Here is a 22,919-nt window from a genome sequence, read left to right on the forward strand (position 1 = left end):
CAGCGCGCCGGCGCCATGCCATGCGACCAAAGGCGCGCATGATAGCGGACTGGGGAACCCCAGGCTTGCTGCTCCGGTCCAGTGAAACAGTTGCTGGAAATCGTGCCCCTCTCTAAAGCAGCGCAACAGACGCCGGCACACCTGGCGCAACGATTCCCCACTGTCGCCCGAGCAGGCGGCGCGTCATGGCGAAACGCTTCGCCAGAGACTAGTTTCAAACGAGAACGCTCCCTACATCAGTCAGCCCGGCCGTGCGGGCACAAGGAGAGACGAATGCCATCGCTGGATAGCCTCAATTGCCGTCGAAGCCTCGACGTCAACGGCAAGACCTACCATTACTACAGCCTCCCGGAGGCAGCCAAGCAGCTGGGCGACATCAGCCGTCTGCCCACTTCACTCAAGGTACTGCTGGAGAATCTGCTTCGCTGGGAGGATGACATCACGGTGCGAGCCGATGATTTCAACTCGCTGGCGGTCTGGCTGAAGACGCACACGTCCGAACGCGAGATCCAGTATCGCCCCGCTCGCGTCCTGATGCAGGACTTCACCGGCGTGCCTGCCGTTGTCGACCTCACTGCGATGCGCGACGCGGTATCTCGTGCCGGCGCCGACCCCCAGCGCATCAATCCGCTGTCGCCCGTCGATCTGGTGATCGACCACTCGGTGATGGTCGACCGGTTTGGAACCGACAAGGCGTTCGAGCAGAACGTCGACATCGAGATGCAGCGCAACGGCGAGCGATATGAATTCCTTCGCTGGGGGCAGCAAGCCTTCGACAATTTCCGCGTCGTGCCGCCAGGCACTGGCATCTGCCACCAGGTCAACTTGGAGTATCTCGGTCAGGTGGTCTGGACCAAGGAAGAAAACGGCGAAACCATCGCCTATCCAGACACCTTGGTCGGCACCGACTCCCACACCACCATGATCAACGGGCTCGGTGTGCTGGGTTGGGGTGTCGGCGGAATTGAAGCCGAAGCGGCGATGCTGGGGCAGCCGGTTTCGATGCTGATTCCCGAAGTCATTGGCATGCGCCTGACTGGCAAGCTCAATGAGGGCGTGACGGCGACCGACTTGGTGCTCACCGTTACGCAAATCCTGCGCAAGCACGGTGTGGTGGGCAAGTTCGTCGAGTTCTTCGGTCCGGGCCTGGATCACTTGCCACTCGCCGACCGCGCCACCATCGGTAACATGGCCCCGGAATACGGTGCCACCTGCGGCTTCTTCCCGGTGGACCAGATCACCATCGACTATCTGCGTCTGACTGGCCGCGATGAGGACCGTATCGCGCTGGTCGAGGCGTATAGCAAGGCGCAGGGCATGTGGCGCGACACCGATTCCCCGGACCCGGTGTTCACCGCGACTCTGGAATTGGACCTGGCCGAGGTCAGACCTTCGCTCGCCGGCCCTAAACGCCCGCAGGACCGTGTTTCGCTCGAAGACATCGGCGCTAGCTTCGACCTGCTCCTGGAAACCAGTGGCAAGATTCAGCAGGTCGATACCTCAGTGCCAGTTGCCGGCGAAGACTTCTCGCTCAAGCACGGCGCCGTAGTGATCGCAGCCATTACCTCCTGCACCAACACCTCCAACCCGAACGTGCTGATGGCGGCTGGGCTCGTCGCCAAGAAAGCGCTCGAGCGTGGCCTGAAGCGTGCGCCATGGGTGAAATCCTCGCTGGCCCCTGGCTCTAAAGTCGTCACCGATTACCTGGAACGGGCCGGCCTCACCACCTACCTCGATCAGCTCGGCTTCAACCTGGTCGGCTATGGCTGCACCACCTGCATCGGAAACTCCGGCCCGCTGCCGGACGCGATCGGGCAAGCGATTACCGATAACGACTTGGTGGTGTCCTCCGTGCTCTCGGGCAATCGCAACTTCGAGGGTCGAGTGCACCCGTTGGTCAAGGCCAACTGGCTGGCTTCGCCGCCTCTGGTGGTCGCGTTCGCGCTGGCTGGCACAACGCGGATCGACATGAACAGCGAGCCACTTGGCTATGACGAGCAGAATCAGCCCGTCTACCTGCGGGACATCTGGCCGACCAGCGCCGAAGTGAACGAAGCCGTCAGCAAGATCGACGGGCAGATGTTCCGCACCCGCTATGCCGATGTCTTCAGTGGCGACGAGCACTGGCGGTCGATCTCCTTCACCGCGGGCGACACCTATACCTGGAACAATAACTCCAGCTATGTACAAAACCCGCCGTTCTTCGAGGACATCGGGCAACCACTGACGCCGCCGAAGGATGTCGAGAGCGCGAGAATCCTGGCGCTGTTCGGTGACTCGATCACCACCGACCACATCTCCCCTGCCGGCAACATAAAGGCCAGCTCCCCCGCCGGCACCTATCTGCAGCAGCTGGGCGTGCAACCCGAGGACTTCAACTCCTACGGCTCCCGGCGCGGCAACCATGAAGTGATGATGCGCGGCACCTTCGCCAATATCCGCATCAAGAACGAGATGCTTGGAGGCGAGGAAGGCGGTAACACCTTGTACCAGCCAAGCGGCGAACGCTTGTCGATCTATGACGCGGCGATGCGCTACCAGGCTGAGGGCGTGCCGCTGGTTGTTATAGCAGGCAAGGAATACGGGACGGGGTCCAGCAGGGACTGGGCGGCCAAGGGCACTAATCTGCTTGGCGTGAAGGCGGTAATCGCAGAGAGCTTCGAGCGGATTCACCGATCGAATCTGATCGGCATGGGTGTCCTGGCGCTGCAGTTCGTGGGTGATCAAACCCGCCATTCACTCGGCCTGACTGGCAACGAGAAGCTGTCGATTCGCGGGCTGGGGGCCGACATCAAGCCGCGCCAGCTGCTGACTGTAGACGTCGAGCGCGCCGACGGATCACAAGACGCCTTCCAGGTACTTTGCCGCATCGATACGCTCAATGAAGTTCAGTACTTCAAAGCCGGCGGCATTCTGTATTTCGTACTCAGGCAGCTGATCGACGAAAACTGAGTGTCATGACACTTTGCGTTGAAGGCCCGTTGCAGAGCTTCTGCGACGGGCTTTTCTTTTGCCGGCTGTCGCATAGACGCTTAAGTCCAAAGGGAAGTGGCCGTTACGTTGCTTAGCACAACGGTCACAGGATTGACGTCAATCTGCCATCAATTCCATGAAATGCCGTCCGAACGGCTCGACCGGATCTATGAATGTGGCTTCGGCCACCTCGAACCGCCAGGCGTACCCCATGCGAAATAACCAGCCCGTCACTCAGCGCGAGTATGCATTTCCCGATCAGCAACGCCTGATCTCGACCACCGACCTGACCGGCAAGATCACCTACTGCAACGATATCTTTGCTGAAGTCAGCGGATACGACCGCAGCGATCTCATCGGCGCGCCGCATAACCTGATCCGTCATCCCGACGTTCCGGCTGCGGTGTTTGGCCATATGTGGACAACCCTGAAGGACGGCAAGCCATGGATGGGCATCGTCAAGAACCGCCGCATCAACGGCGACCATTACTGGGTCAACGCCTATGTCACACCGGTTCTGGATACGCAGCGCAAAGTCATTGGCTACGAGTCGGTCCGCACCAAGCCTACTCGCGAGCAGGTGCAACGCGCAGAAGCGCTCTACGCACGCCTTAACGCAGGCAAAAGCGGTGTGCCACGGCGTGACAAGTGGCTGCCTGTAGCGGTCAATTGGTTGCCCTTCATCGTCATCAGCCAGATCGGTTTCATGATTGGCGCATGGTTCGATCATGGCTGGGGATTCGCCCTTGCCGCGCTGCTTTCCGTACCCCTTGGGCTGGCCGGGCGCCACTGGCAGATGCGAGGCATGAACAGACTGTTGCGCCTGGCTCAGCAATCAACCAGTGATCCGCTGATTGCGCAGATGTACACCGACAGCCAGGGCGTCGAAGCGCAGCTGGAAATGGCGATGCTCAGCGAACATGCACGGCTGAAGACGTGTCTGACGCGCCTGCAGGACAGCGCCGTTCAGCTTCAGCAACAGGCCAAGCGTGCTGACGAACTGGCACACAGCTGTTCGGATGGCCTGTCTCGCCAGCACCATGAAACCGAGCAGGTCGCCGCGGCGATTACCCAGATGGCGGCTACCACGCAGGAAGTCGCCAGCAATGTCGCACTCGCGGCCGACGCCACGGAACAGGCCAATCAGCTTACCTCTCACGGTCAGAAGATCGGTTCGGATACCCGCAAAGCCATCGAGCTGCTGGCTCACGCGGTTACTGAAACGGGCGATGCCGTGTCAGCGCTGGCTCAGAACAGCAACGAGATCGGCACCGTGGTCGATGTGATCAAGAGCATCGCTGACCAAACCAACCTGCTTGCTTTGAACGCTGCTATCGAAGCAGCCCGCGCGGGAGAAAGTGGCCGTGGGTTTGCGGTCGTAGCCGACGAGGTCCGACAGCTGGCTCAACGAACTGCAGCGGCGACCGGACAGATCCATCAGTTGATCGAGAAGCTGCAACAGCAGGCGCGCCTGGCCGTGCAAACCACCGAGCAGGGTCGCAACCAGGCCAATCAGGGCGTGGAGCGGGTGATCGACGCGGACAAGGCGCTGGTCGGCATCAGTGAAGCCGTCGCTCGCATTATCGAGATGACTGCGCAGATCGCCTCCGCAACTGAACAGCAGAGCGCCGTGGCCGACGAAATCAGCCATAACGTGGGCAATATCGCCCGCCTGGCTGATCAGACGTCGGGCGATGCGCAAAGCTCGGCGTTGCTATCGGAAGATCTGGCGGCAACGGCGCAATCTCAGTACAGCCTGGTGGAACGCTTCAATCGCTGAGGGATTCAACCGAGCCCGCGACGGTCGCACCCTCTGCGACCGTCGCCCTGGCAGCGCTGCAGCGGGCGGGCCTGCTCATATGGCCTAGAGACTGATCAAGAACTCCGCGACGGCATTGGCCGCTGTATCCAGATGATCGTCGTGGGTGAAGCCTGATCGCTTCAGCGGCTTGAGGTCGTGATCAGCCGCCTCCAGCCAGCTCTGTCGAATCGCAGACGATAGCTGATAGCTTGCAACCCGATCCTGTCCTCCCAGGGCGTCTCTTTCTCCCTGAACGATCAATGCCGGCGTACGTAGCTCAGCAAGATGTGCCACGCGCGGCTTTTCCGGCTTGCCGGCGGCATGAAAGGGGTAACCCAGGCACACCAACGCATCGACCGCCAGCTCATCAGCCAGCAGGCTGGCCATCCGACCTCCCATTGACTTGCCCCCGATTGCCAGCGGACCTGCGGTTTGCTGTCGCACCAGCTGATGCACTGCACGCCATTGTTCAAGCAATTGTGGCTGCGGATTGGGTGGTCGTTTGCGCCCGGTGGTACGGCGCTCGGCCATATAGGCGAACTCGAAACGCCAGACCGCTATACCGCGAAACACCAGCCGCTCCGTCATCTGCTGCATGAATGGGCTGTCCATTGGCGCGCCAGCCCCGTGCGCCAGGATCAGGTTCGCCAGCGTGTCGCCATGGGGCTGATCAGCCCGGACGGGCGGGATGTCACTGCCCTGCGAGTATTGACCGGCGTCAATACCGGCCATTTGCCCATTGCCCATCCTTGCCCCCGCTTTCTACTGAAAGAAATGTCTGCTCATCGCAACAACAAAACATGCTCATTACCGTGGATGGAAGCCCATACATGAACACAGCAACCAGTACCGCCTATGACTACAAGGTGGTCCGCCAATTCGCCATCATGACGGTGGTGTGGGGAATCGTCGGGATGGGGCTCGGCGTTTTCATCGCAGCACAATTGGCCTGGCCGTTCCTCAACTTCGACCTGCCCTGGACCAGCTTCGGCCGCTTGCGACCGCTGCACACCAACGCGGTGATTTTTGCCTTCGGTGGCTGTGCCCTGTTCGCGACGTCCTACTACTCGGTCCAGCGGACCTGCCAGACCACACTGTTCGCGCCCAAGCTCGCAGCGTTCACGTTCTGGGGCTGGCAGCTGGTGATCCTGCTGGCGGCGATCAGTCTGCCACTGGGCTTCACCAGCTCCAAGGAATACGCCGAACTGGAATGGCCGATCGATATCCTGATCACCATCGTCTGGGTGGCGTACGCGGTCGTGTTCTTCGGTACCCTGGCCACACGCAAGGTCAAGCACATCTACGTCGGCAACTGGTTCTTCGGCGCCTTCATCCTGACCGTGGCGATTCTGCACATCATCAACAACCTGGAAGTGCCGGTCACGGCGATGAAGTCCTATTCGCTGTATGCCGGTGCGACCGATGCGATGGTGCAATGGTGGTACGGCCACAACGCCGTGGGCTTCTTCCTCACCGCGGGCTTCCTCGGGATCATGTACTACTTCGTGCCTAAGCAGGCCGAGCGTCCGGTGTATTCCTATCGCCTGTCGATCGTTCACTTCTGGGCGTTGATCACCGTTTACATCTGGGCCGGCCCGCACCACCTGCACTACACCGCGCTGCCAGACTGGGCGCAGAGCCTGGGCATGGTGATGTCGCTGATTCTGCTGGCTCCGAGCTGGGGCGGCATGATCAACGGCATGATGACCCTGTCCGGTGCCTGGCATAAGTTGCGCAGCGACCCGATCCTCCGCTTCCTGGTGGTCTCGCTGGCGTTCTACGGTATGTCGACCTTCGAAGGTCCGATGATGGCCATCAAGACCGTCAACGCCCTGTCCCACTACACTGACTGGACCATCGGCCACGTCCACGCCGGCGCTCTCGGCTGGGTGGCCATGGTCTCCATCGGCGCGCTGTATCACCTGATTCCAAAAGTGTTCGGTCGCGCTCAGATGCACAGCATCGGCCTGATCAACGCGCACTTCTGGCTGGCGACTATCGGCACCGTGCTCTACATCGCTTCAATGTGGGTTAACGGTATCGCGCAGGGCCTGATGTGGCGCGCGATCAACGAAGACGGCACCCTCACCTACTCCTTCGTTGAAGCGCTGGAAGCCAGCCACCCCGGCTTCGTGGTGCGGATGATCGGCGGTGCGATCTTCTTCGCCGGCATGTTGCTGATGGCATACAACACCTGGCGCACCGTACAGGCGGCCAAGCCGGCCGAATACGAAGCCGCTGCGCAGATCGCCTGAGGAGCTGACTGATGAAGAAGCACGAAATACTCGAAAAGAACGTCGGCCTGCTGACCCTGTTCATGATCCTGGCGGTGAGCATCGGTGGCCTGACCCAGATCGTCCCGCTGTTCTTCCAAGATGTCGTCAACGAGCCGGTGGAAGGCATGAAGCCTTACACCGCGCTCGAACTTGAAGGTCGCGACATCTATATCCGTGAAGGTTGCGTTGGTTGCCACTCACAGATGATTCGTCCGTTCCGCGCCGAAACCGAGCGTTACGGCCACTACTCAGTTGCGGGTGAAAGCGTCTACGACCATCCCTTCCTGTGGGGCTCCAAGCGTACCGGTCCGGATCTGGCACGCGTCGGCGGTCGCTATTCGGACGACTGGCACCGCGCGCATCTCTACAACCCGCGCAACGTCGTGCCTGAGTCCAAGATGCCGTCCTACCCATGGCTGGTGGAGGACACCCTCAACGGCAAGGACACCGCCGCAAAAATGAAAGCACTGCGCAGCGTCGGCGTGCCTTACACCGAAGATGACATCAGTGCGGCCGGCGATGCCGTCAAGGGCAAGACCGAGATGGACGCCCTGGTGGCTTACCTGCAGGTACTCGGCACCGCGCTTCAGAACAAGCGCTGAAGCAGCACGCTATCGAGAACGACGCGCTGCAAGGGCAGCCGTCAGAGATCTAACATCGCGGGCAGCTCGAGCGTTCGGGCTGTCCAGGAGTAACAGATGAACGCTTTCTGGAGTGGATACATCGCCCTGCTGACGCTGGGCACCATTGTCGCTCTGTTCTGGCTGATCTTCGCCACTCGCAAGGGCGAGTCGCCAGGGACGACCGACAAGACCATGGGGCATTCCTTCGATGGAATCGAGGAATACGACAACCCGCTGCCCAGGTGGTGGTTCATGCTCTTCATCGGCACGCTGGTGTTTGGCATTTTCTATCTGGTGCTCTACCCCGGCCTTGGGAACTGGAAAGGCGTAATGCCTGGCTACGAAGATGGCTGGACTCAGGACAAGCAATGGCAACGTGAGGTCGACCAGGCTGATGAGAAATTCGGTCCGATCTTCGCCAAATATTCAGCGATGAGCGTCGCCCAGGTGGCGCAGGATGAACGTGCCCTGAAGATTGGTGGTCGCCTCTTCGCCAACTACTGCTCGGTCTGCCACGGCTCGGATGCCAAGGGTGCAAATGGGTTCCCGAATCTGGCGGACAGCGAGTGGCGCTGGGGTGGCGATGCCGAAACCATCAAGATAACCATCCTCCATGGCCGCGTCGCCGCCATGCCAGCCTGGGGTCAGGTCATCGGTGAGGAAGGCGTCAAGAATGTAGCGGCCTATGTTCGCAGCGATCTCGCCGGCCTGCCGCTGCCGGAAGGCACCGCAGCCGACACTGCTGCTGGTGGTCAGGTCTATGCGCAGACGTGCTCGGTCTGTCATGGCGCAAATGGAGAAGGCATGGCGGCAATGGGCGCGCCCAAACTGACCAGCTCGGCTGGCTGGATCTACGGCTCCACCCTGCCTCAGCTGCAGCAGACCATTCGTCACGGCCGCAACGGCCAGATGCCTGGACAGGAGCAGTACCTTGGGAACGACAAGGTTCATCTGCTAGCGGCTTATGTCTACAGCCTGTCGCAGCGACCAGAACGCTTGGCGAAACAGTAAACCCCTACAGGGCGGCGTCGGACACCGCCCTGTTTTGGGTCAATATCTTGCGCTATGCGACGCTCTGTCGCACACCGTCCGACCCCTGCTCCGTTTGCCCACCCCTATTGCTGCTTTAATATTCTTCGTACTCGCCGTAGTCCCGCAGAATTACAAGGCGAAGCCCTCGACTCAACACATCGGCATGATGTGCAAAACGACCCTGTAAAGAGCATGGAAAACGCTTGAAATCAGGGTCCGAACGGCATGAGACGGCCTGGGCCTTGATTGCATTGCCCCCCTCCTTTCTCCATACTTGCCGCCGTTTTTGCCCCCTTGAAATGCCATTAGCGTGGAAGCCTTGCATGAGCACAGCAATAAGTGAGACTGCATATAACTATAAGGTGGTTCGCCAATTCGCCATCATGACGGTGGTGTGGGGAATTATCGGAATGGGCCTGGGCGTGTTTATCGCCGCGCAGCTGGTATGGCCGGCCCTTAACTTCGACCTGCCATGGACCAGTTTTGGTCGTTTGCGCCCACTGCACACCAATGCGGTGATCTTCGCCTTTGGCGGATGCGCGCTGATGGCAACGTCGTTTTACGTGGTCCAGCGGACCTCGCAGGCTCGCCTGTTCTCGGACGGTCTAGCATCGTTCGTGTTCTGGGGCTGGCAGGCGGTCATTGTTCTGGCCGTTCTCACGCTCCCGCAGGGCTTCACCAGCTCGAAGGAATATGCCGAGCTGGAATGGCCGATCGATATCCTGATCACGGTCGTCTGGGTCAGCTACGCCATTGTGTTCTTCGGCACCATCATGAAGCGCAAGGCACGGCACATCTACGTGGGCAACTGGTTCTTCGGCGCATTCATTCTGGTGACGGCGATGCTGCACATCGTCAACAACCTTGAAGTGCCGGTTACCTGGTTCAAGTCCTACTCGATTTACTCGGGTGCGACTGATGCCATGGTTCAATGGTGGTACGGCCACAACGCCGTAGGCTTCTTTCTGACCACCGGCTTCCTGGGCATGATGTATTACTTCGTGCCGAAGCAAGCTGGTCGCCCGGTCTACTCCTATCGCTTGTCCATCGTGCACTTCTGGGCGCTGATCACCCTGTACATCTGGGCCGGCCCGCACCACCTGCACTACACCGCATTGCCGGATTGGGCGCAAAGCCTGGGCATGGTGATGTCGATCATTCTGCTGGCTCCGAGCTGGGGCGGCATGATCAACGGCATGATGACCCTGTCGGGCGCCTGGCATAAGCTGCGTACCGATCCGATCCTGCGCTTCCTGGTGGTCTCGCTTGCGTTCTACGGCATGTCGACCTTCGAAGGCCCGATGATGGCTATCAAGACCGTCAACGCCCTGTCCCACTACACCGACTGGACCATCGGCCACGTACACGCCGGCGCGCTCGGCTGGGTAGCCATGATCACCATCGGCTCGATGTATCACCTGATCCCGAAAGTCTTTGCTCGCGAGCAGATGCACAGCATCGGCCTGATCAACGCGCACTTCTGGCTAGCGACTATCGGCACTGTGCTTTACATCGCGTCGATGTGGGTCAACGGCATCACTCAAGGCCTGATGTGGCGCGCGATCAACGAAGACGGCACCCTCACCTACTCATTCGTCGAAGCACTTGAAGCCAGTCATCCGGGCTTCATCGTGCGGGCGCTGGGCGGTGCATTCTTCCTCGCCGGCATGTTGCTGATGGCATACAACACATGGCGCACAGTACGTGTGGCCAAGGCGTCCGAATTCGACGCCGCTGCGCAGATCGCCTGAGGAAACGGATAGATGAAGAATCACGAAATACTCGAAAAGAACATCGGTCTGCTGACCCTGTTCATGATCCTGGCAGTGAGCATCGGCGGTCTGACCCAGATCGTCCCACTGTTCTTCCAGGATGTCGTCAACGAGCCCGTGGAAGGTATGAAGCCCTATACCGCGTTGCAGCTGGAAGGCCGCGACATCTATATCCGTGAAGGTTGCGTTGGCTGCCATTCGCAGATGGTCCGCCCGTTCCGCGCCGAGACCGAACGCTACGGCCATTATTCGGTAGCGGGTGAAAGCGTCTACGATCACCCGTTCCTGTGGGGCTCCAAGCGTACCGGTCCGGACCTGGCACGAGTCGGCGGCCGTTATTCGGATGACTGGCACCGCGCGCACCTCTACAACCCGCGCAACGTAGTGCCTGAATCGAAAATGCCTTCTTACCCCTGGCTGGTCGAGCATAGCCTCGACGGCAAGGATACCTCCAAGAAGATGCAAGCCTTGCGCAGCGTAGGCGTGCCTTACACCGAAGACGACATCTCTGGTGCGAAGGACGCGGTCAAGGGCAAAACCGAAATGGATGCCCTCGTCGCCTATCTGCAAGTACTTGGCACTGCACTCACCAACAAACGGTAACGCACCATGGATATCGGGATTCTTCGCGGCCTGGGCACCATTCTTGTTTTCGTCGCTTTCATTGGCGTCGTGCTCTGGGCTTATAGCAGCAAGCGCAAGAAAAGCTTCGATGAAGCAGCCAACCTGCCGTTCGCAGATGAGCCCGACGCCCAAAAGCGTGAAGAAGAAGCTTCCAGGAGTAAGAAATAAATGACCTCGTTTTGGAGTTGGTACATCACCCTGCTGAGTTTGGGGACCATTGCTGCATTGGTCTGGCTGCTGCTCGCGACTCGCAAGGGACAACGCCACGACAGCACCGAAGAAACCGTAGGCCATTCCTATGACGGCATCGAGGAGTACGACAATCCACTCCCGCGATGGTGGTTTCTGCTGTTCGTTGCCACGGTGATCTTTGCGCTCGGCTATCTGGCGCTGTACCCCGGCCTGGGTAACTGGAAAGGCCTGCTGCCCGGCTACGAAGGCGGCTGGACACAAGTGAAGGAATGGGAACGTGAAGTAAACAAGGCCAATGAGCAGTACGGTCCGCTCTACGCCAAGTTTGCTGCAATGCCCGTCGAGCAGGTTGCTCAAGACCCGCAAGCCCTGAAAATGGGCGGTCGTCTGTTCGCCTCCAATTGCTCTGTCTGCCACGGCTCGGATGCCAAGGGCGCTTACGGATTCCCCAACCTGACCGATCACGATTGGTTGTGGGGCGGTGAACCCGAGACCATCAAGACCACCATCATGGGAGGTCGTCAGGCCGCAATGCCCGCATGGCGCGACGTGATGGGCGAAGAAGGCATCCGCAATGTGGCCGGTTATGTCCGCACCCTCGCCGGCCGTGACATTCCCGAAGGGATCAACGTGGACATTGAGCAGGGTCAAAAGCTCTTTGCAGCCAACTGTGTAGCCTGCCACGGACCTGAAGGCAAAGGCACCCAGGCCATGGGCGCGCCTAACCTGACCGACAATGTCTGGCTGTACGGTTCGAGCTTTGGGCAGATCCAGCAGACGCTGCGTTACGGACGTAACGGGCGCATGCCGGCTCAGGAAGAAATACTTGGCAATGACAAGGTGCACCTGCTGGCAGCCTATGTGTACAGCCTCTCGCAGAAGTCGGAGAACTGATCCCATCAGCTCAGGCGCGACCTACAGTCGCACCTGACTCCGGTTATCGAGGCGTACCATTCGCAGCAGGTCAGCTAAAGATCCCGGTCGGCACGTATCGACCGGGACACTCACCCTCCGCCGTGGTACGCATTCGATGTCTAAACAGATCCCCGTCCATGATGTAACACCACCGGCCAAGGTCAACGCGACATCCGACCTCTATGCCGCCCGTGAAAAGATTTACACCCGCTCATTCTCCGGCCTGTTTCGCAATCTGCGTCTCGTTGGCGGTGCCCTCCTCTTCGCGCTGTACTTCGGTACTGTGTGGCTCAACTGGAATGGCCGCCAGGCAGTCTGGTGGGACTTGCCCGAGCGCAAGTTCTATATCTTCGGCGCCACCTTCTGGCCCCAGGACTTCATCCTGCTGTCGGCTCTGCTGATCATCTGCGCATTCGGATTGTTCTTCATTACGGTCTTCGCTGGACGGGTCTGGTGTGGTTATACCTGCCCGCAGAGCGTGTTCACCTGGGTGTTCATGTGGGCAGAGAAAGTCACCGAGGGCGACCGCAACCAACGCATGAAGCTCGACAAGGCACCAATGAGTGCCAACAAGTTTCTTCGCAAACTGGCCAAGCACTCGATCTGGCTAGGCGTGTCCCTGGCCATCGGCATCACCTTCGTCGGCTATTTCACGCCGATCCGCGAATTGGTGCCCGATCTGGTGACGCTACAGGTGGGCGGCTGGGCCTTGTTCTGGGTTGGCTTCTTTACGCTTGCGACTTATGGCAACGCCGGTTATCTGCGCGAGCAGGTGTGCATCTATATGTGCCCCTATGCACGCTTCCAGAGCGTGATGTTCGACAAGGACACGCTGATCGTTTCGTACGATCCACGCCGTGGCGAGCGACGTGGCCCGCGCAAGAAGGAGGCCGATTACAAAGCCATGGGGCTGGGCGACTGTATTGATTGCACCATGTGCGTTCAGGTTTGCCCCACCGGTATCGACATCCGCGACGGTCTCCAGGTCGAGTGCATCGGCTGCGCTGCCTGTATCGATGCCTGCGACACCATCATGGACAAGATGAACTACCCGCGCGGATTGATCAGCTACACCACCGAGCACAACCTGTCCGGTCAGAAGACCCACCTGGTACGTCCAAGGCTCATAGGTTACGCAGTAGCGCTTGTCGCCATGATGGGCGTATTCGCTTTCGCCGTCAGCGATCGCTCGCTGGTCAAACTCGACGTGCTCAAAGACCGTGTTCTCTATCGTGAAAACGAGCAAGGCAGAATCGAGAACGTCTACACACTGAAGCTGATGAACAAGGGCCAGAGCGAGCAGACTTTCGTAATCGAAGCGACCGGCCTCGACGGTTTGCAGTACGAGGGGCGCAGTGAGATCAAAGCCGAAGCCGGGGAGCTTGTCACCGTGCCTGTCGAGCTTTCCGTTAAACCCGAGGAACTCCCCTCCAGCACTAACGACATCGTCTTCCACGTCAGATCGCTGGACGACGCTTCAATCGAAGATGAGGCGGAAAGCCGCTTCATCGGTCCGACCATTCGATAAACAGGTAGTACATGAGCAACTCCGAGCCAGAAAAAAGCACCCGTTGGTACACACAGTTCTGGGCATGGTTCGTCATCGCGATCCTGCTGTCATCCGTGATTCTCGGAACGTCGATGCTGACAATTGCCATTCGAAATGCCGACACCCTGGTCTCGGACAACTACTACGACGCCGGCAAAGGCATCAATCAGTCGCTTGAGCGCGAGAAGCTCGCCGAGAGCATGGAAGTCAGGGCCACGCTTAACCTCAATGACGAACGCGGGCTCGCTGAAGTGCAATTGAGCGGCTCCAGCCAGCCGCAACAGCTGGTCCTTAACCTGCTTTCGCCCACCCAGCCCGAGCGAGATCGCCGCATGGTTCTGCAACCCCAAGGTGACGGGCTCTATCAGGGCCAGATGCCGGAGCCGGTGACCGGCAGACGGTTCGTCGAGCTTATCGGCCGTGAGGGCGAGCAGGACTGGCGCCTGTTCGAGGAAGAGGACATCGTAAGCGGCCAGACAATCGAATTGAGCTACTGACGCGTCGATGGCGAGCCCCGTCCCCTGTTATCACTGCGGACTTCCCGTACCGGCTGGCAGTACCTTCCACGCCTACGTACTGAATGAGCAGCGAGCGATGTGCTGCCCCGGCTGCCAGGCGGTGGCCGAAGCCATCGTTCAGGGTGGGCTCGAAAGCTACTACCTGCATCGCAGCGAGACCTCCATCAACCCCGGAGTCCTTCCGCGGGCACTCACCGAAGAACTCGAACTCTACGATCGCAAAGACGTGCAGGAGCCATTCGTCAAACACGAAGGTGAGCTCGCCAGCACTGCTCTCATGATCGAAGGGATCAGCTGCGCCGCGTGTGGCTGGCTTATCGAAAAACACCTGCGTGGCCTCGACGGCATCAACGAAGCGAGCCTCAACCTCTCCAACCATCGCCTGCGGGTCAGTTGGAACGACGCTGCCCTGCCGCTGAGCGAACTGCTCGCCGAGCTTCGCCGCATCGGTTACGCCGCGCACCCCTACCAGGCCGACCAGGCTGCCGAACGACTCGCGCAGGAGAATCGACGCAGCATGCGCCAACTCGGCGTGACCGGTTTGCTGTGGATGCAGGTCATGATGGCGACGATGGCGACATGGCCCGAATTCAATATCGACCTATCGCCGGGAATGGCCACCATCCTGCGCTGGACGGCCCTTCTACTGACGACACCTATCGTTTTCTACTGCTGCACCGACTTCTTCAAGGGCGCCGTCCGGGATCTGCGAACCCGTCACCTGACGATGGACGTCTCGGTCTCGCTGGCAATCGGAGGCGCTTACATCGCAGGTATCTGGTCGACGATTACCGGCCAGGGTGAACTGTATTTCGATGCGGTGGGGATGTTTGCGCTGTTTCTGCTAGCCGGACGCTTTCTCGAACGCCGCGCGCGTGAACGTACAGCCGCCGCGACCGCGCAGCTGGTCAATCTGCTCCCAGCTTCCTGCCTGAAGCTCGACGAACAGGGGCAGACAGCGCGCATTCTTCTCAGCGAATTACAACTCGGTGATCGAGTACTGATCCAGCCTGGCGGCCTCATCCCTGCTGACGGACGCATCCTCAGTGGGCAGTCAAGCGTCGACGAGTCTGTGCTCACCGGTGAATACCTGCCCCAACCGCGGAGCATTGGCGAAGCGGTTACCGCAGGCACGCTAAACGTAGAGGGAGCGTTGACGATCGAAGTCCTAGCGCTAGGCGACAACACGCGCCTTTCCGCCATCGTGGGTCTACTTGAACGCGCGCAATCCGACAAGCCGCGGCTGGCTGAACTGGCTGACCGCGTTGCGCAGTGGTTCCTGATCATCGTGCTGGTGACCGCTGCAGTGGTCGGGATCATTTGGTGGCAAATAGACCCTCAGCGTGCGTTCTGGATCGTCCTTGCCTTGCTCGTCGCGACCTGCCCCTGCGCATTGTCGCTTGCTACGCCGACTGCGCTGACGACGGCGACCGGCACACTGCACAAGCTCGGCTTGCTGCTCACCCGGGGACATGTACTCGAAGGGCTCAATCACGTTGATACCGTGATATTCGATAAGACCGGAACCCTGACTGAAGGGCGCCTGACCTTGGGCGAGATCAAGCTTCTTGCCGAACTGGACGCCAATGCCTGTCTGGAATTGGCCGCAGCATTGGAGAATCGCTCCGAACACCCCATTGCCCGAGCGTTCGGTCGAGCTCCGCAAGCCGCCGATGCGGTGGACAGTATCCCTGGGTTAGGACTGCAAGGCACAGTTGCGGGACGCGTGCTGCGCATTGGCCAACCCGACTTCGTTGCAGCTGGTTATTCAGGTGCCGCGCCTGAGATTCCGGGCACGGACGGGCAGTGGTTGTTGTTGGGTGATACGCAAGGACCACTGGCGTGGCTTGTACTCGATGACCGTCTGCGCGACGACGCACCGGCGCTGCTTCAGGCATGCCGCAACAAGGGATGGCGAACCGTATTGCTGTCCGGGGACAGCTCGCCGATGGTCGGTGAAATCGCCCGGCGACTTGGTATCGAAGATGCCCACGCCGGCATGACGCCCACCGACAAGCTCGCTTATCTCCAACAGCTGCAAGCCGAAGGGCACCGGGTTCTGATGGTGGGTGATGGGGTCAACGATGCACCTGTTCTTGCCGCGGCGGATATCAGCGTGGCAATGGGCTCCGCGACCGATCTGGCCAAAACGAGCGCCGACGCGGTGTTGTTAAGCAATCGTCTGGACAGTCTGGTTCAGGCATTTGCAGTAGCGCGGCGCAGCCGGCATATCATCATCGAAAACCTCGCTTGGGCAAGCCTCTACAACGGCCTGATCCTGCCATTCGCAGCGATCGGCTGGGTGACCCCGTTGTGGGCGGCGCTGGGAATGTCCGCCAGTTCGCTGCTGGTAGTGCTCAACGCTCTGCGGCTGACTCGTTTACCAACGCCTGCAGCCCGACAATCCGCCCTGCCTGACGTAGGATAGGTCACTCGCTGGCTCAGCCAGACTTGCCGAGACGTTTCTGGAGGCCCTCATGGCCGCACTTTATATTCTGATTCCGGTTGCCGTGGTTCTCGTTGCATTGGCCATCTGGGTCTTTTTCTGGGCAGTCGAGAGCGGTCAGTACGATGACCTGGACGGCCCCGCTCACAGCATCCTGTTCGACGAGGAAGACCCAAAGCACCGCGCGGGCATCGAGCAAGCGGACAAAGGCCACGACGACGGGAAGCCCGACCGTGAGTGACCTGTTGCCGCTGCTGGTATCGGCACTGGTGCTCGGCTTGCTCGGCGGCGGACACTGTCTGGGCATGTGTGGTGGGCTGATGGGTGCTCTGACCATGGCCATCCCACCGGAGCAGCGCGCCAAGCGCTTGCGCCTGCTGGTCGCCTACAACATTGGCCGGGTGCTCAGCTATGCCACTGCCGGGCTGCTCATAGGGCTTGCCGGCTGGGCGGTCGCAAACAGCCCGGCCGCAATGGCGCTTCGCGTAATAGCCGCGTTACTGCTGATCAGCATGGGACTTTATCTAGCTGGCTTGTGGAGTGGGCTGACGCGCGTGGAAGCGCTGGGTCGAGGCTTGTGGCGTCATATTCAACCGTTCGCCAGCCGCCTTATGCCGGTAAAAAGCGTGCCACGGGCGCTCTTGCTCGGCGCACTCTGGGGGTGGCTGCCCTGCGGCTTGGTCTACAGCACCCTGCTATGGGCAGCAAGCCAGGGCGACGCACTGGACAGCGCGCTGCTGATGCTGGCATTTGGTATCGGCACCTGGCCTGTTCTGCTGGCAACCGGCCTCGCTGCAGAACGCCTCACCGCAATGCTACGCAAACGCGGTGTGCGATTGACCGGAGGCATCGTGGTGATCCTGTTCGGCCTGTGGACATTGCCCGGCCCTCACCAGCAATGGGTGATGGGCCATGGCAGCAGTACGCAACATCAGCAACCTGCGCACCATCATTAGAAGACGACCTACCGAAGGCGGCACGCGAGGTTAGTGGTGACAGGAACTCACCAGCCTCGCCTCCATGCCCTACCTCAAGGCTCTTTGGGCAACTGACGCTTGTGTGCGGATTTGTCATAGGTATCGACGATGATCTGCGCTGCCTCGTCAGGTACGGCGCGTCCCTGTAGGAATTCATCAATGTGCTTATAGCTCACGCCGTGCGCATCCTCATCTGGCTTGCCGGGCGACAACTCCTCAAGATCGGCAGTCGGCACCTTCTTGACCAACTGCTCAGGCGCTCCTAACGCAGCCGCGAGCTCGCGCACCTGGTATTTGACCAATCCTGCCAAGGGCGTCAGGTCGCAGGCGCCGTCGCCAAACTTAGTGAAGAAACCCATTACCGCTTCGGCTGCGTGGTCAGTACCGATCACCAGCCCTTGCCGTGCATTGGCAATGGTGTACTGCGCCACCATGCGCATCCGCGCTTTGGTATTGCCCAGAACAAAATCGCGCTTTTCGGGCGTCAGTTCATCAAGCGCCTCGGTTGCCCGCGACAGCCCTTGAACGGCCGCACCAATATTCACCGTATGGCATTCGTCTGGCTTTATGGTATCGACCGCAAGCTGCGCTTCGTCCTCGTCGTGCTGAACCTGATAGGGCAGCCGGACGGCAATGAATCGATAGTCATCGCCCTCTCCTCCTGCGCGCATACCCTCGACCGCACGCTGAGCGAGCAGGCCGGCAGTGGTTGAATCGACACCGCCGCTGATTCCAAGCACCAACGTCTTCAAACCTGACTCGCGCAGACAGGACTGGATGAACGCGACGCGACGATCTATTTCAGCCTGAACGGCAGCCGGCCCTTCGAAAGGGGGACATACGTTGAGTGCAGCAGCGATCTCTTGCTGACGGCTATGCATGAGTTTCTCCTATGCGATTGAGCGATACGGTTAAAGACCCTGACTTGCTAATCCGACCATAATTCAGCAGATAAATCTCCACCTACGTACCGTCGGTCTCGGCGCGCGTGCGCGGGTCAGGACTCGCTTGATACAGGTCAAGTCTACGCGTCTGCGCGGGACCTAGAATCCTGCTACCGCAGTCAAACCGAGACCGTAAGATGCTCGACGCCATTCGCTGGGATGCCGACCTGATTCATCGTTACGATCAGGATGGGCCGCGCAATATCTGCTATCCGACGCCTCTTCAGTTAGATGGCCACCTGAGCTCATTCGATTTTCTGCATGCACTGCGCAGCAGTCGCCAGGAAGGCCGAGCGCTTTCTCTATATATACACCTGCCTTTCTGCGCGGACGTTTGCTACCAATGTAACCGCAACAAGGTCATCACCAACGACCGAGGGCGCGCGCTGCCGTATCTGGAGAGACTGGAGAAGGAAATCGAGCTGGTGGCCTGCCATCTAGGGTCGGACCAGTTTGTCGAGCAACTGCATTTTGGTGGGGGGACGCCGACTTTTCTCAGCCATGCCGAACTGCGTAGACTGATGGCTCATATTCGTCAGCACTTCAATTTGCAGGATGATGACCATGCCGACTTCAGCGTCGCCATCGATCCGCGGGAAGCTGACTGGCCAACGGTCGGGTTATTGCGCGAGCTGGGCTTCAACGGCATCAGCATCGGACTGCAGGACCTTGATCCTGACGTGCAACGTGCCATCAACAGAGTGCAGACCCTCGAACAGACCCAGACGGTTATCGAAGCCGCCAGAACCCTGCAGTTCCGCTCGATACATGTCGAACTGGCCTATGGTTTGCCGAGACAGACCGCCGAAGGATTCGCGCGCACGGTAGACGCCATAATCGCCCTCCAGCCGGATCGCGTATCGGTGTCCAGCTATGCACACCTACCCGAGCGGCATATGGCGCAGCGGCGAATAAACGCAACCGAGCTTCCAACACCGCCGGACAAACTGGTCATGCTGAAACACAGCGTGGAATTACTGACCTGTGCCGGCTACCGATATATCGGCATGGGCCAGTTCGCGCTACCGGACGATGAACTCGCCATGGCGCAGGAAGACGGCACACTTCATCGCAACTATCAGGGCTACACGACCCATGGCCACTGCGATCTTATCGGCCTGGGCGTATCGGCCGTCAGCCACATCGGCGATCTCTACTGCCAGAACAACAGCGACATCACTCTCTATCAGCAGGCGCTGGACCAACGCCAGCTGGCTACCGTACGCGGGCTCCGCTGCAATGAAGACGATCAGATTCGCCAGCGCGTGATTCAGTCGTTGATCTGTAATTTCGAGCTTCGTTTCGACGATATCGAAAGCATCTTTGGAATTCGCTTCAGCGCATATTTCAAGGATATCTGGCCGTCTCTACAAGAAATGGACGCCGATGGACTGATATCGCTCAGGGAGGACGCAATCTCGATTCGATCAGCCGGCCGGCTGCTGGCGCATAGGGTATGCATGCAGTTCGAACAGCACCTGCCGCCCCGCCACTGCGCGCAGTTGTCTCGTGCGATTTAGAGCGCCTTCACAAAGCCCCTGCGACCCCTGTGACGATTGGCCTTGAGCACCTGCGTGAGTTACCCTTGCACACTTCGTAGGGTTTCTCAGGGTCTGCCAATGTCCGAGTCAATCAAGGTGCGCAAGCAGCCGCAAGCCAACTGCAAGGATTGCAGTCTTTCTGGCCTGTGCCTGCCGCTTTCCCTGAACATGCAGGACATGAAAGCGCTGGACGATATCGTCAAGCGCGGGCGTCCGCTGAAGAAAGGTGAAACGCTTTTCCGTCAAGGCGACACATTCAGTTCCGTATTCGCCATCCGCTCAGGGGCGTTGCGCACATTCAGCGTCACTGATTCAGGTGAAGAACAGATAACCGGCTTCCACCTGCCCAGTGAGCTGGTCGGACTATCCGGGATGGATACCGAGACCTATCCGGTATCGGCGCAAGCCCTCGAAACCACATCAGTGTGCGAAATTCCTTTTGACCGTCTCGATGAACTCAGCGTGCTTCTGCCACAACTGCGCCGCCAGTTGATGCGCATCATGAGCCGAGAGATCCGTGACGATCAGCAGATGATGATGCTCCTGTCGAAAAAAACAGCTGACGAACGTATCGCGACCTTTCTCGTTAACCTTTCAGCTCGATTCAGCGCACGCGGCTTTTCCGCCAACCAGTTCCGGCTGCCCATGTCACGTAATGAAATAGGCAACTATCTCGGCCTCGCCGTCGAGACGGTTTCGCGGGTATTCACTCGTTGCCAAGCCAGTGGCCTGCTTGAAGCCGAAGGCAAGGAAGTTCGAATTCTGGATTCGATCCGTTTGTGCGCCCTTGCGGGCGGAAACATGGACGCCTGATGGAGCCGACATGATTTTCGATGAATTCTCGATCAAGACGCTAATCCGCCCCGTCCCTGACTTCCCGAAGCCAGGCGTAGTGTTCCGCGATATCACGCCACTCCTGCAGTCGCCCAAGGCGCTGCGGATGGTCGCCGACAGCCTGATCCAGCGCTATGTTGAAAGCGACTTCAGCCACGTAGGTGCTCTGGATGCTCGTGGCTTTATCATCGGGTCGATCATTGCCTATGAACTGAACAGACCACTGATCCTGTTCCGTAAGAAGGGCAAGCTACCCGCCGACGTCCTAGCCGCCTCCTACACCACCGAATACGGCGAAGCCTTCCTTGAGGTGCACGCCGACAGCCTCTGCGAAGGTGATTCGGTACTTCTGCTCGACGATCTGATAGCCACCGGCGGCACGCTGGTTGCCGCTGCTCAGCTGGTTCGCCGGATGGGCGCACAGATACACGAAGCAGCTGCAATCATCGATCTCCCTGAACTGGGTGGATCGCGCAAGCTTCAAGATATGGGAATCCCCACTTTCACCCTCACCGCCTTCGAGCTGAACGAGCGCTAGGCGTGCGCAGCCAGCTGAAGACCGCCATTCGCTACGCATTGGCGCTCGGCCTTTTAGCGCTCTGCACAGGAGCGCTGGCGCTTGATCGCAACGCACTGCTCGATGATGCGAACATCCTGCTGCTGCCTCGGGAGCGTGGACTACCGAGTCTGAAATTGGTGAATGAACAGGGGCAAACGGTCACGACGGATTCCCTTAAGGATCGTTGGCACCTGTTGTTCTTTGGCTTCACCGCCTGCCCTGATGTCTGCCCTACGACCCTGAGCGATATGCGTCAGCTCCTGGCGAAACTGCCAGCCGATGTTGGCAGTCAGCTTCAGCTGATTCTTATCAGCGCCGATCCGAAGCGCGACACGCCAGAAGCCCTGCGGACCTATTTGAGTTATTACCGAGCAGGATTCAAGGGGCTAACAGGCGAAATGGAGCAGTTGCAAAAACTCTCGAAGGCTCTGGGCCTTCCCTTCGTTCCCGCACAAGATACGACCGGAAATTACAGCGTCAGTCATAGCGGCAACCTGGCCATCATCGGCCCGGATGGCACCTTACGTGGGCACATCCGCGCACCGTTCAAGCTTGAAGGATTGAAGCAGGCACTCCCGCAACTTATCGAAGCTGAGTGACGGCTCGCCAGTCAGGTCTGTTCAATGACAATCCAGAGTGTCAGCCAGCACATAGGCCTGAAATGCAACTTCATCGATCCATTGCTGAGTGACGCTGGCTAAGCGTTCCTGGGCCTGCGGGCTGGCTGCCACTTGTTCGAGCCGCTCTTGCACCCTCGGGTCTTCAGCCTTTATCCGCAGGTTCACGGTCCGTTCGCCCAAGGAAGGCAGCAGCCTGTTGTAACGGCGCCACTCGGGCAGCTCGGCTATCTGCTCCAAAAGGACTTGGTCACCAACTACCGCCTGGCACTCGCCAAGCTTCAGTCCGATCAGCGCATGCGCGGCACTCGGATAGCTACGCGCTATGCCTCCATAGGTCGCTTCGACAACGTCAGCATGCGGACTGCCATCTGTCACACAAAAGGGTTGTCGTGAAAGGTCTTCCCATCGCGCCGGACCAGAGGAGGCGGCAGTCAGGGCAGAGATGTGGCTGGAGTAATAGGCGACGCCGGAGTCAATCGCACCGAAATGGATATCGGCTTGGCTTGGGTCCTTACCAAGGATGATAGGGCGGCCTGCCTGTTCGCCTAGTGTCGAAAGCCATGCAGCCTCGAAGCCCTCCTCTACAGCTTCGGCATCAGCTGCCTTGAGGGGTCGATAAGCCCCTTCAGAAACCGCCTCGAGCGTAGCCGCGAACGTGCTGGCCGAAACCGGAACGGCCAGCATTATCATCAGTTGGAGCAGACGATTGGTCACGGTACTTCC

At 59.4% G+C, this 22,919-nt stretch carries 21 protein-coding genes; 18 read left to right on the plus strand and 3 right to left on the minus strand.

The window, feature by feature from the left end; translation table 11 throughout:
* The first annotated feature begins 273 nt into the window (after positions 1 to 273).
* A complete protein-coding gene (acnA, locus tag NA619_RS09910) occupies positions 274 to 2,952 on the plus strand; it encodes an aconitate hydratase AcnA (RefSeq protein WP_255961682.1) in 2,679 nt (892 codons plus the stop codon).
* 232 nt (positions 2,953 to 3,184) lie between these two features.
* Complete coding sequence (locus NA619_RS09915) at positions 3,185 to 4,753, plus strand: methyl-accepting chemotaxis protein (RefSeq protein ID WP_255961683.1); 1,569 nt, start codon at positions 3,185 to 3,187, stop codon at positions 4,751 to 4,753.
* Between the two features lie 84 nt (positions 4,754 to 4,837).
* Here NA619_RS09915 and NA619_RS09920 read toward each other — a convergent pair whose 3' ends face one another.
* Positions 4,838 to 5,521 (minus strand): alpha/beta family hydrolase, encoded by a 684-nt coding sequence (locus NA619_RS09920; RefSeq protein ID WP_255961684.1) that lies wholly within the window; start codon positions 5,519 to 5,521, stop codon positions 4,838 to 4,840.
* Positions 5,522 to 5,604: 83 nt separating this feature from the next.
* On the opposite strand from NA619_RS09920, the gene ccoN (NA619_RS09925) reads away from it, so the two are divergent.
* From ccoN (NA619_RS09925) to NA619_RS09980, 12 genes are all read left to right on the plus strand, one after another.
* Positions 5,605 to 7,029 (plus strand): cytochrome-c oxidase, cbb3-type subunit I, encoded by a 1,425-nt coding sequence (ccoN, locus tag NA619_RS09925; protein WP_255961685.1) that lies wholly within the window; start codon positions 5,605 to 5,607, stop codon positions 7,027 to 7,029.
* A gap of 11 nt (positions 7,030 to 7,040) precedes the next feature.
* Complete coding sequence (ccoO, locus tag NA619_RS09930; RefSeq protein WP_255961686.1) at positions 7,041 to 7,652, plus strand: cytochrome-c oxidase, cbb3-type subunit II; 612 nt, start codon at positions 7,041 to 7,043, stop codon at positions 7,650 to 7,652.
* Positions 7,653 to 7,748: 96 nt separating this feature from the next.
* Positions 7,749 to 8,684, plus strand: a complete 936-nt coding sequence (gene ccoP / locus NA619_RS09935; RefSeq protein WP_255961687.1) for a cytochrome-c oxidase, cbb3-type subunit III — start codon at positions 7,749 to 7,751, stop codon at positions 8,682 to 8,684.
* Between the two features lie 344 nt (positions 8,685 to 9,028).
* Positions 9,029 to 10,456, plus strand: a complete 1,428-nt coding sequence (gene ccoN / locus NA619_RS09940; RefSeq protein ID WP_255961688.1) for a cytochrome-c oxidase, cbb3-type subunit I — start codon at positions 9,029 to 9,031, stop codon at positions 10,454 to 10,456.
* Positions 10,457 to 10,468: 12 nt separating this feature from the next.
* Positions 10,469 to 11,080 (plus strand): cytochrome-c oxidase, cbb3-type subunit II, encoded by a 612-nt coding sequence (ccoO, locus tag NA619_RS09945; RefSeq protein ID WP_255961689.1) that lies wholly within the window; start codon positions 10,469 to 10,471, stop codon positions 11,078 to 11,080.
* Between the two features lie 6 nt (positions 11,081 to 11,086).
* On the plus strand, positions 11,087 to 11,269 hold the full coding sequence (locus tag NA619_RS09950) for a cbb3-type cytochrome oxidase subunit 3 (RefSeq protein WP_255961690.1): 183 nt from the start codon (positions 11,087 to 11,089) through the stop codon (positions 11,267 to 11,269).
* Positions 11,270 to 12,187, plus strand: a complete 918-nt coding sequence (ccoP, locus tag NA619_RS09955; protein ID WP_255961691.1) for a cytochrome-c oxidase, cbb3-type subunit III — start codon at positions 11,270 to 11,272, stop codon at positions 12,185 to 12,187.
* Between the two features lie 136 nt (positions 12,188 to 12,323).
* On the plus strand, positions 12,324 to 13,736 hold the full coding sequence (ccoG, locus tag NA619_RS09960; protein ID WP_255961692.1) for a cytochrome c oxidase accessory protein CcoG: 1,413 nt from the start codon (positions 12,324 to 12,326) through the stop codon (positions 13,734 to 13,736).
* 11 nt (positions 13,737 to 13,747) lie between these two features.
* A complete protein-coding gene (locus tag NA619_RS09965) occupies positions 13,748 to 14,254 on the plus strand; it encodes a FixH family protein (RefSeq protein WP_255961693.1) in 507 nt (168 codons plus the stop codon).
* 7 nt (positions 14,255 to 14,261) lie between these two features.
* On the plus strand, positions 14,262 to 16,703 hold the full coding sequence (locus NA619_RS09970) for a heavy metal translocating P-type ATPase (RefSeq protein WP_255961694.1): 2,442 nt from the start codon (positions 14,262 to 14,264) through the stop codon (positions 16,701 to 16,703).
* A 49-nt stretch (positions 16,704 to 16,752) separates the two neighbouring features.
* A complete protein-coding gene (gene ccoS / locus NA619_RS09975; RefSeq protein WP_255961695.1) occupies positions 16,753 to 16,962 on the plus strand; it encodes a cbb3-type cytochrome oxidase assembly protein CcoS in 210 nt (69 codons plus the stop codon).
* On the plus strand, positions 16,955 to 17,677 hold the full coding sequence (locus tag NA619_RS09980) for a sulfite exporter TauE/SafE family protein (protein ID WP_255961696.1): 723 nt from the start codon (positions 16,955 to 16,957) through the stop codon (positions 17,675 to 17,677). The genes ccoS and NA619_RS09980 overlap by 8 nt, the downstream gene beginning before the upstream one ends.
* 74 nt (positions 17,678 to 17,751) lie before the next feature.
* Here NA619_RS09980 and nadE read toward each other — a convergent pair whose 3' ends face one another.
* A complete protein-coding gene (gene nadE, locus NA619_RS09985; RefSeq protein ID WP_255961697.1) occupies positions 17,752 to 18,579 on the minus strand; it encodes an ammonia-dependent NAD(+) synthetase in 828 nt (275 codons plus the stop codon).
* Between the two features lie 200 nt (positions 18,580 to 18,779).
* Here nadE and hemN point away from each other — a divergent pair, with 200 nt between their 5' ends.
* The 4 genes from hemN to NA619_RS10005 all read left to right on the plus strand — a co-directional run bounded on the left by hemN (position 18,780) and on the right by NA619_RS10005 (position 22,175).
* A complete protein-coding gene (gene hemN, locus NA619_RS09990; RefSeq protein ID WP_255961698.1) occupies positions 18,780 to 20,162 on the plus strand; it encodes an oxygen-independent coproporphyrinogen III oxidase in 1,383 nt (460 codons plus the stop codon).
* Between the two features lie 99 nt (positions 20,163 to 20,261).
* On the plus strand, positions 20,262 to 20,996 hold the full coding sequence (gene fnr, locus NA619_RS09995; RefSeq protein ID WP_255961699.1) for a fumarate/nitrate reduction transcriptional regulator Fnr: 735 nt from the start codon (positions 20,262 to 20,264) through the stop codon (positions 20,994 to 20,996).
* A 10-nt stretch (positions 20,997 to 21,006) separates the two neighbouring features.
* Positions 21,007 to 21,555: an adenine phosphoribosyltransferase gene (locus NA619_RS10000; RefSeq protein ID WP_255961700.1), complete on the plus strand. Its 549-nt coding sequence runs from the start codon at positions 21,007 to 21,009 to the stop codon at positions 21,553 to 21,555.
* 14 nt (positions 21,556 to 21,569) lie between these two features.
* Positions 21,570 to 22,175, plus strand: coding sequence for an SCO family protein (locus NA619_RS10005; protein WP_255961767.1), 606 nt, complete (start codon positions 21,570 to 21,572; stop codon positions 22,173 to 22,175).
* Between the two features lie 21 nt (positions 22,176 to 22,196).
* Here NA619_RS10005 and NA619_RS10010 read toward each other — a convergent pair whose 3' ends face one another.
* The gene (locus NA619_RS10010) at positions 22,197 to 22,910 is read right to left on the minus strand and encodes a transporter substrate-binding domain-containing protein (RefSeq protein ID WP_255961701.1); all 714 of its coding nucleotides are present in this window, start codon (positions 22,908 to 22,910) and stop codon (positions 22,197 to 22,199) included.
* Between the last annotated feature and the right edge of the window lie 9 nt (positions 22,911 to 22,919).

The sequence above is a fragment of the Stutzerimonas stutzeri genome (assembly GCF_024448895.1).
GTDB classification, from domain to species: domain Bacteria; phylum Pseudomonadota; class Gammaproteobacteria; order Pseudomonadales; family Pseudomonadaceae; genus Stutzerimonas; species Stutzerimonas stutzeri_Q.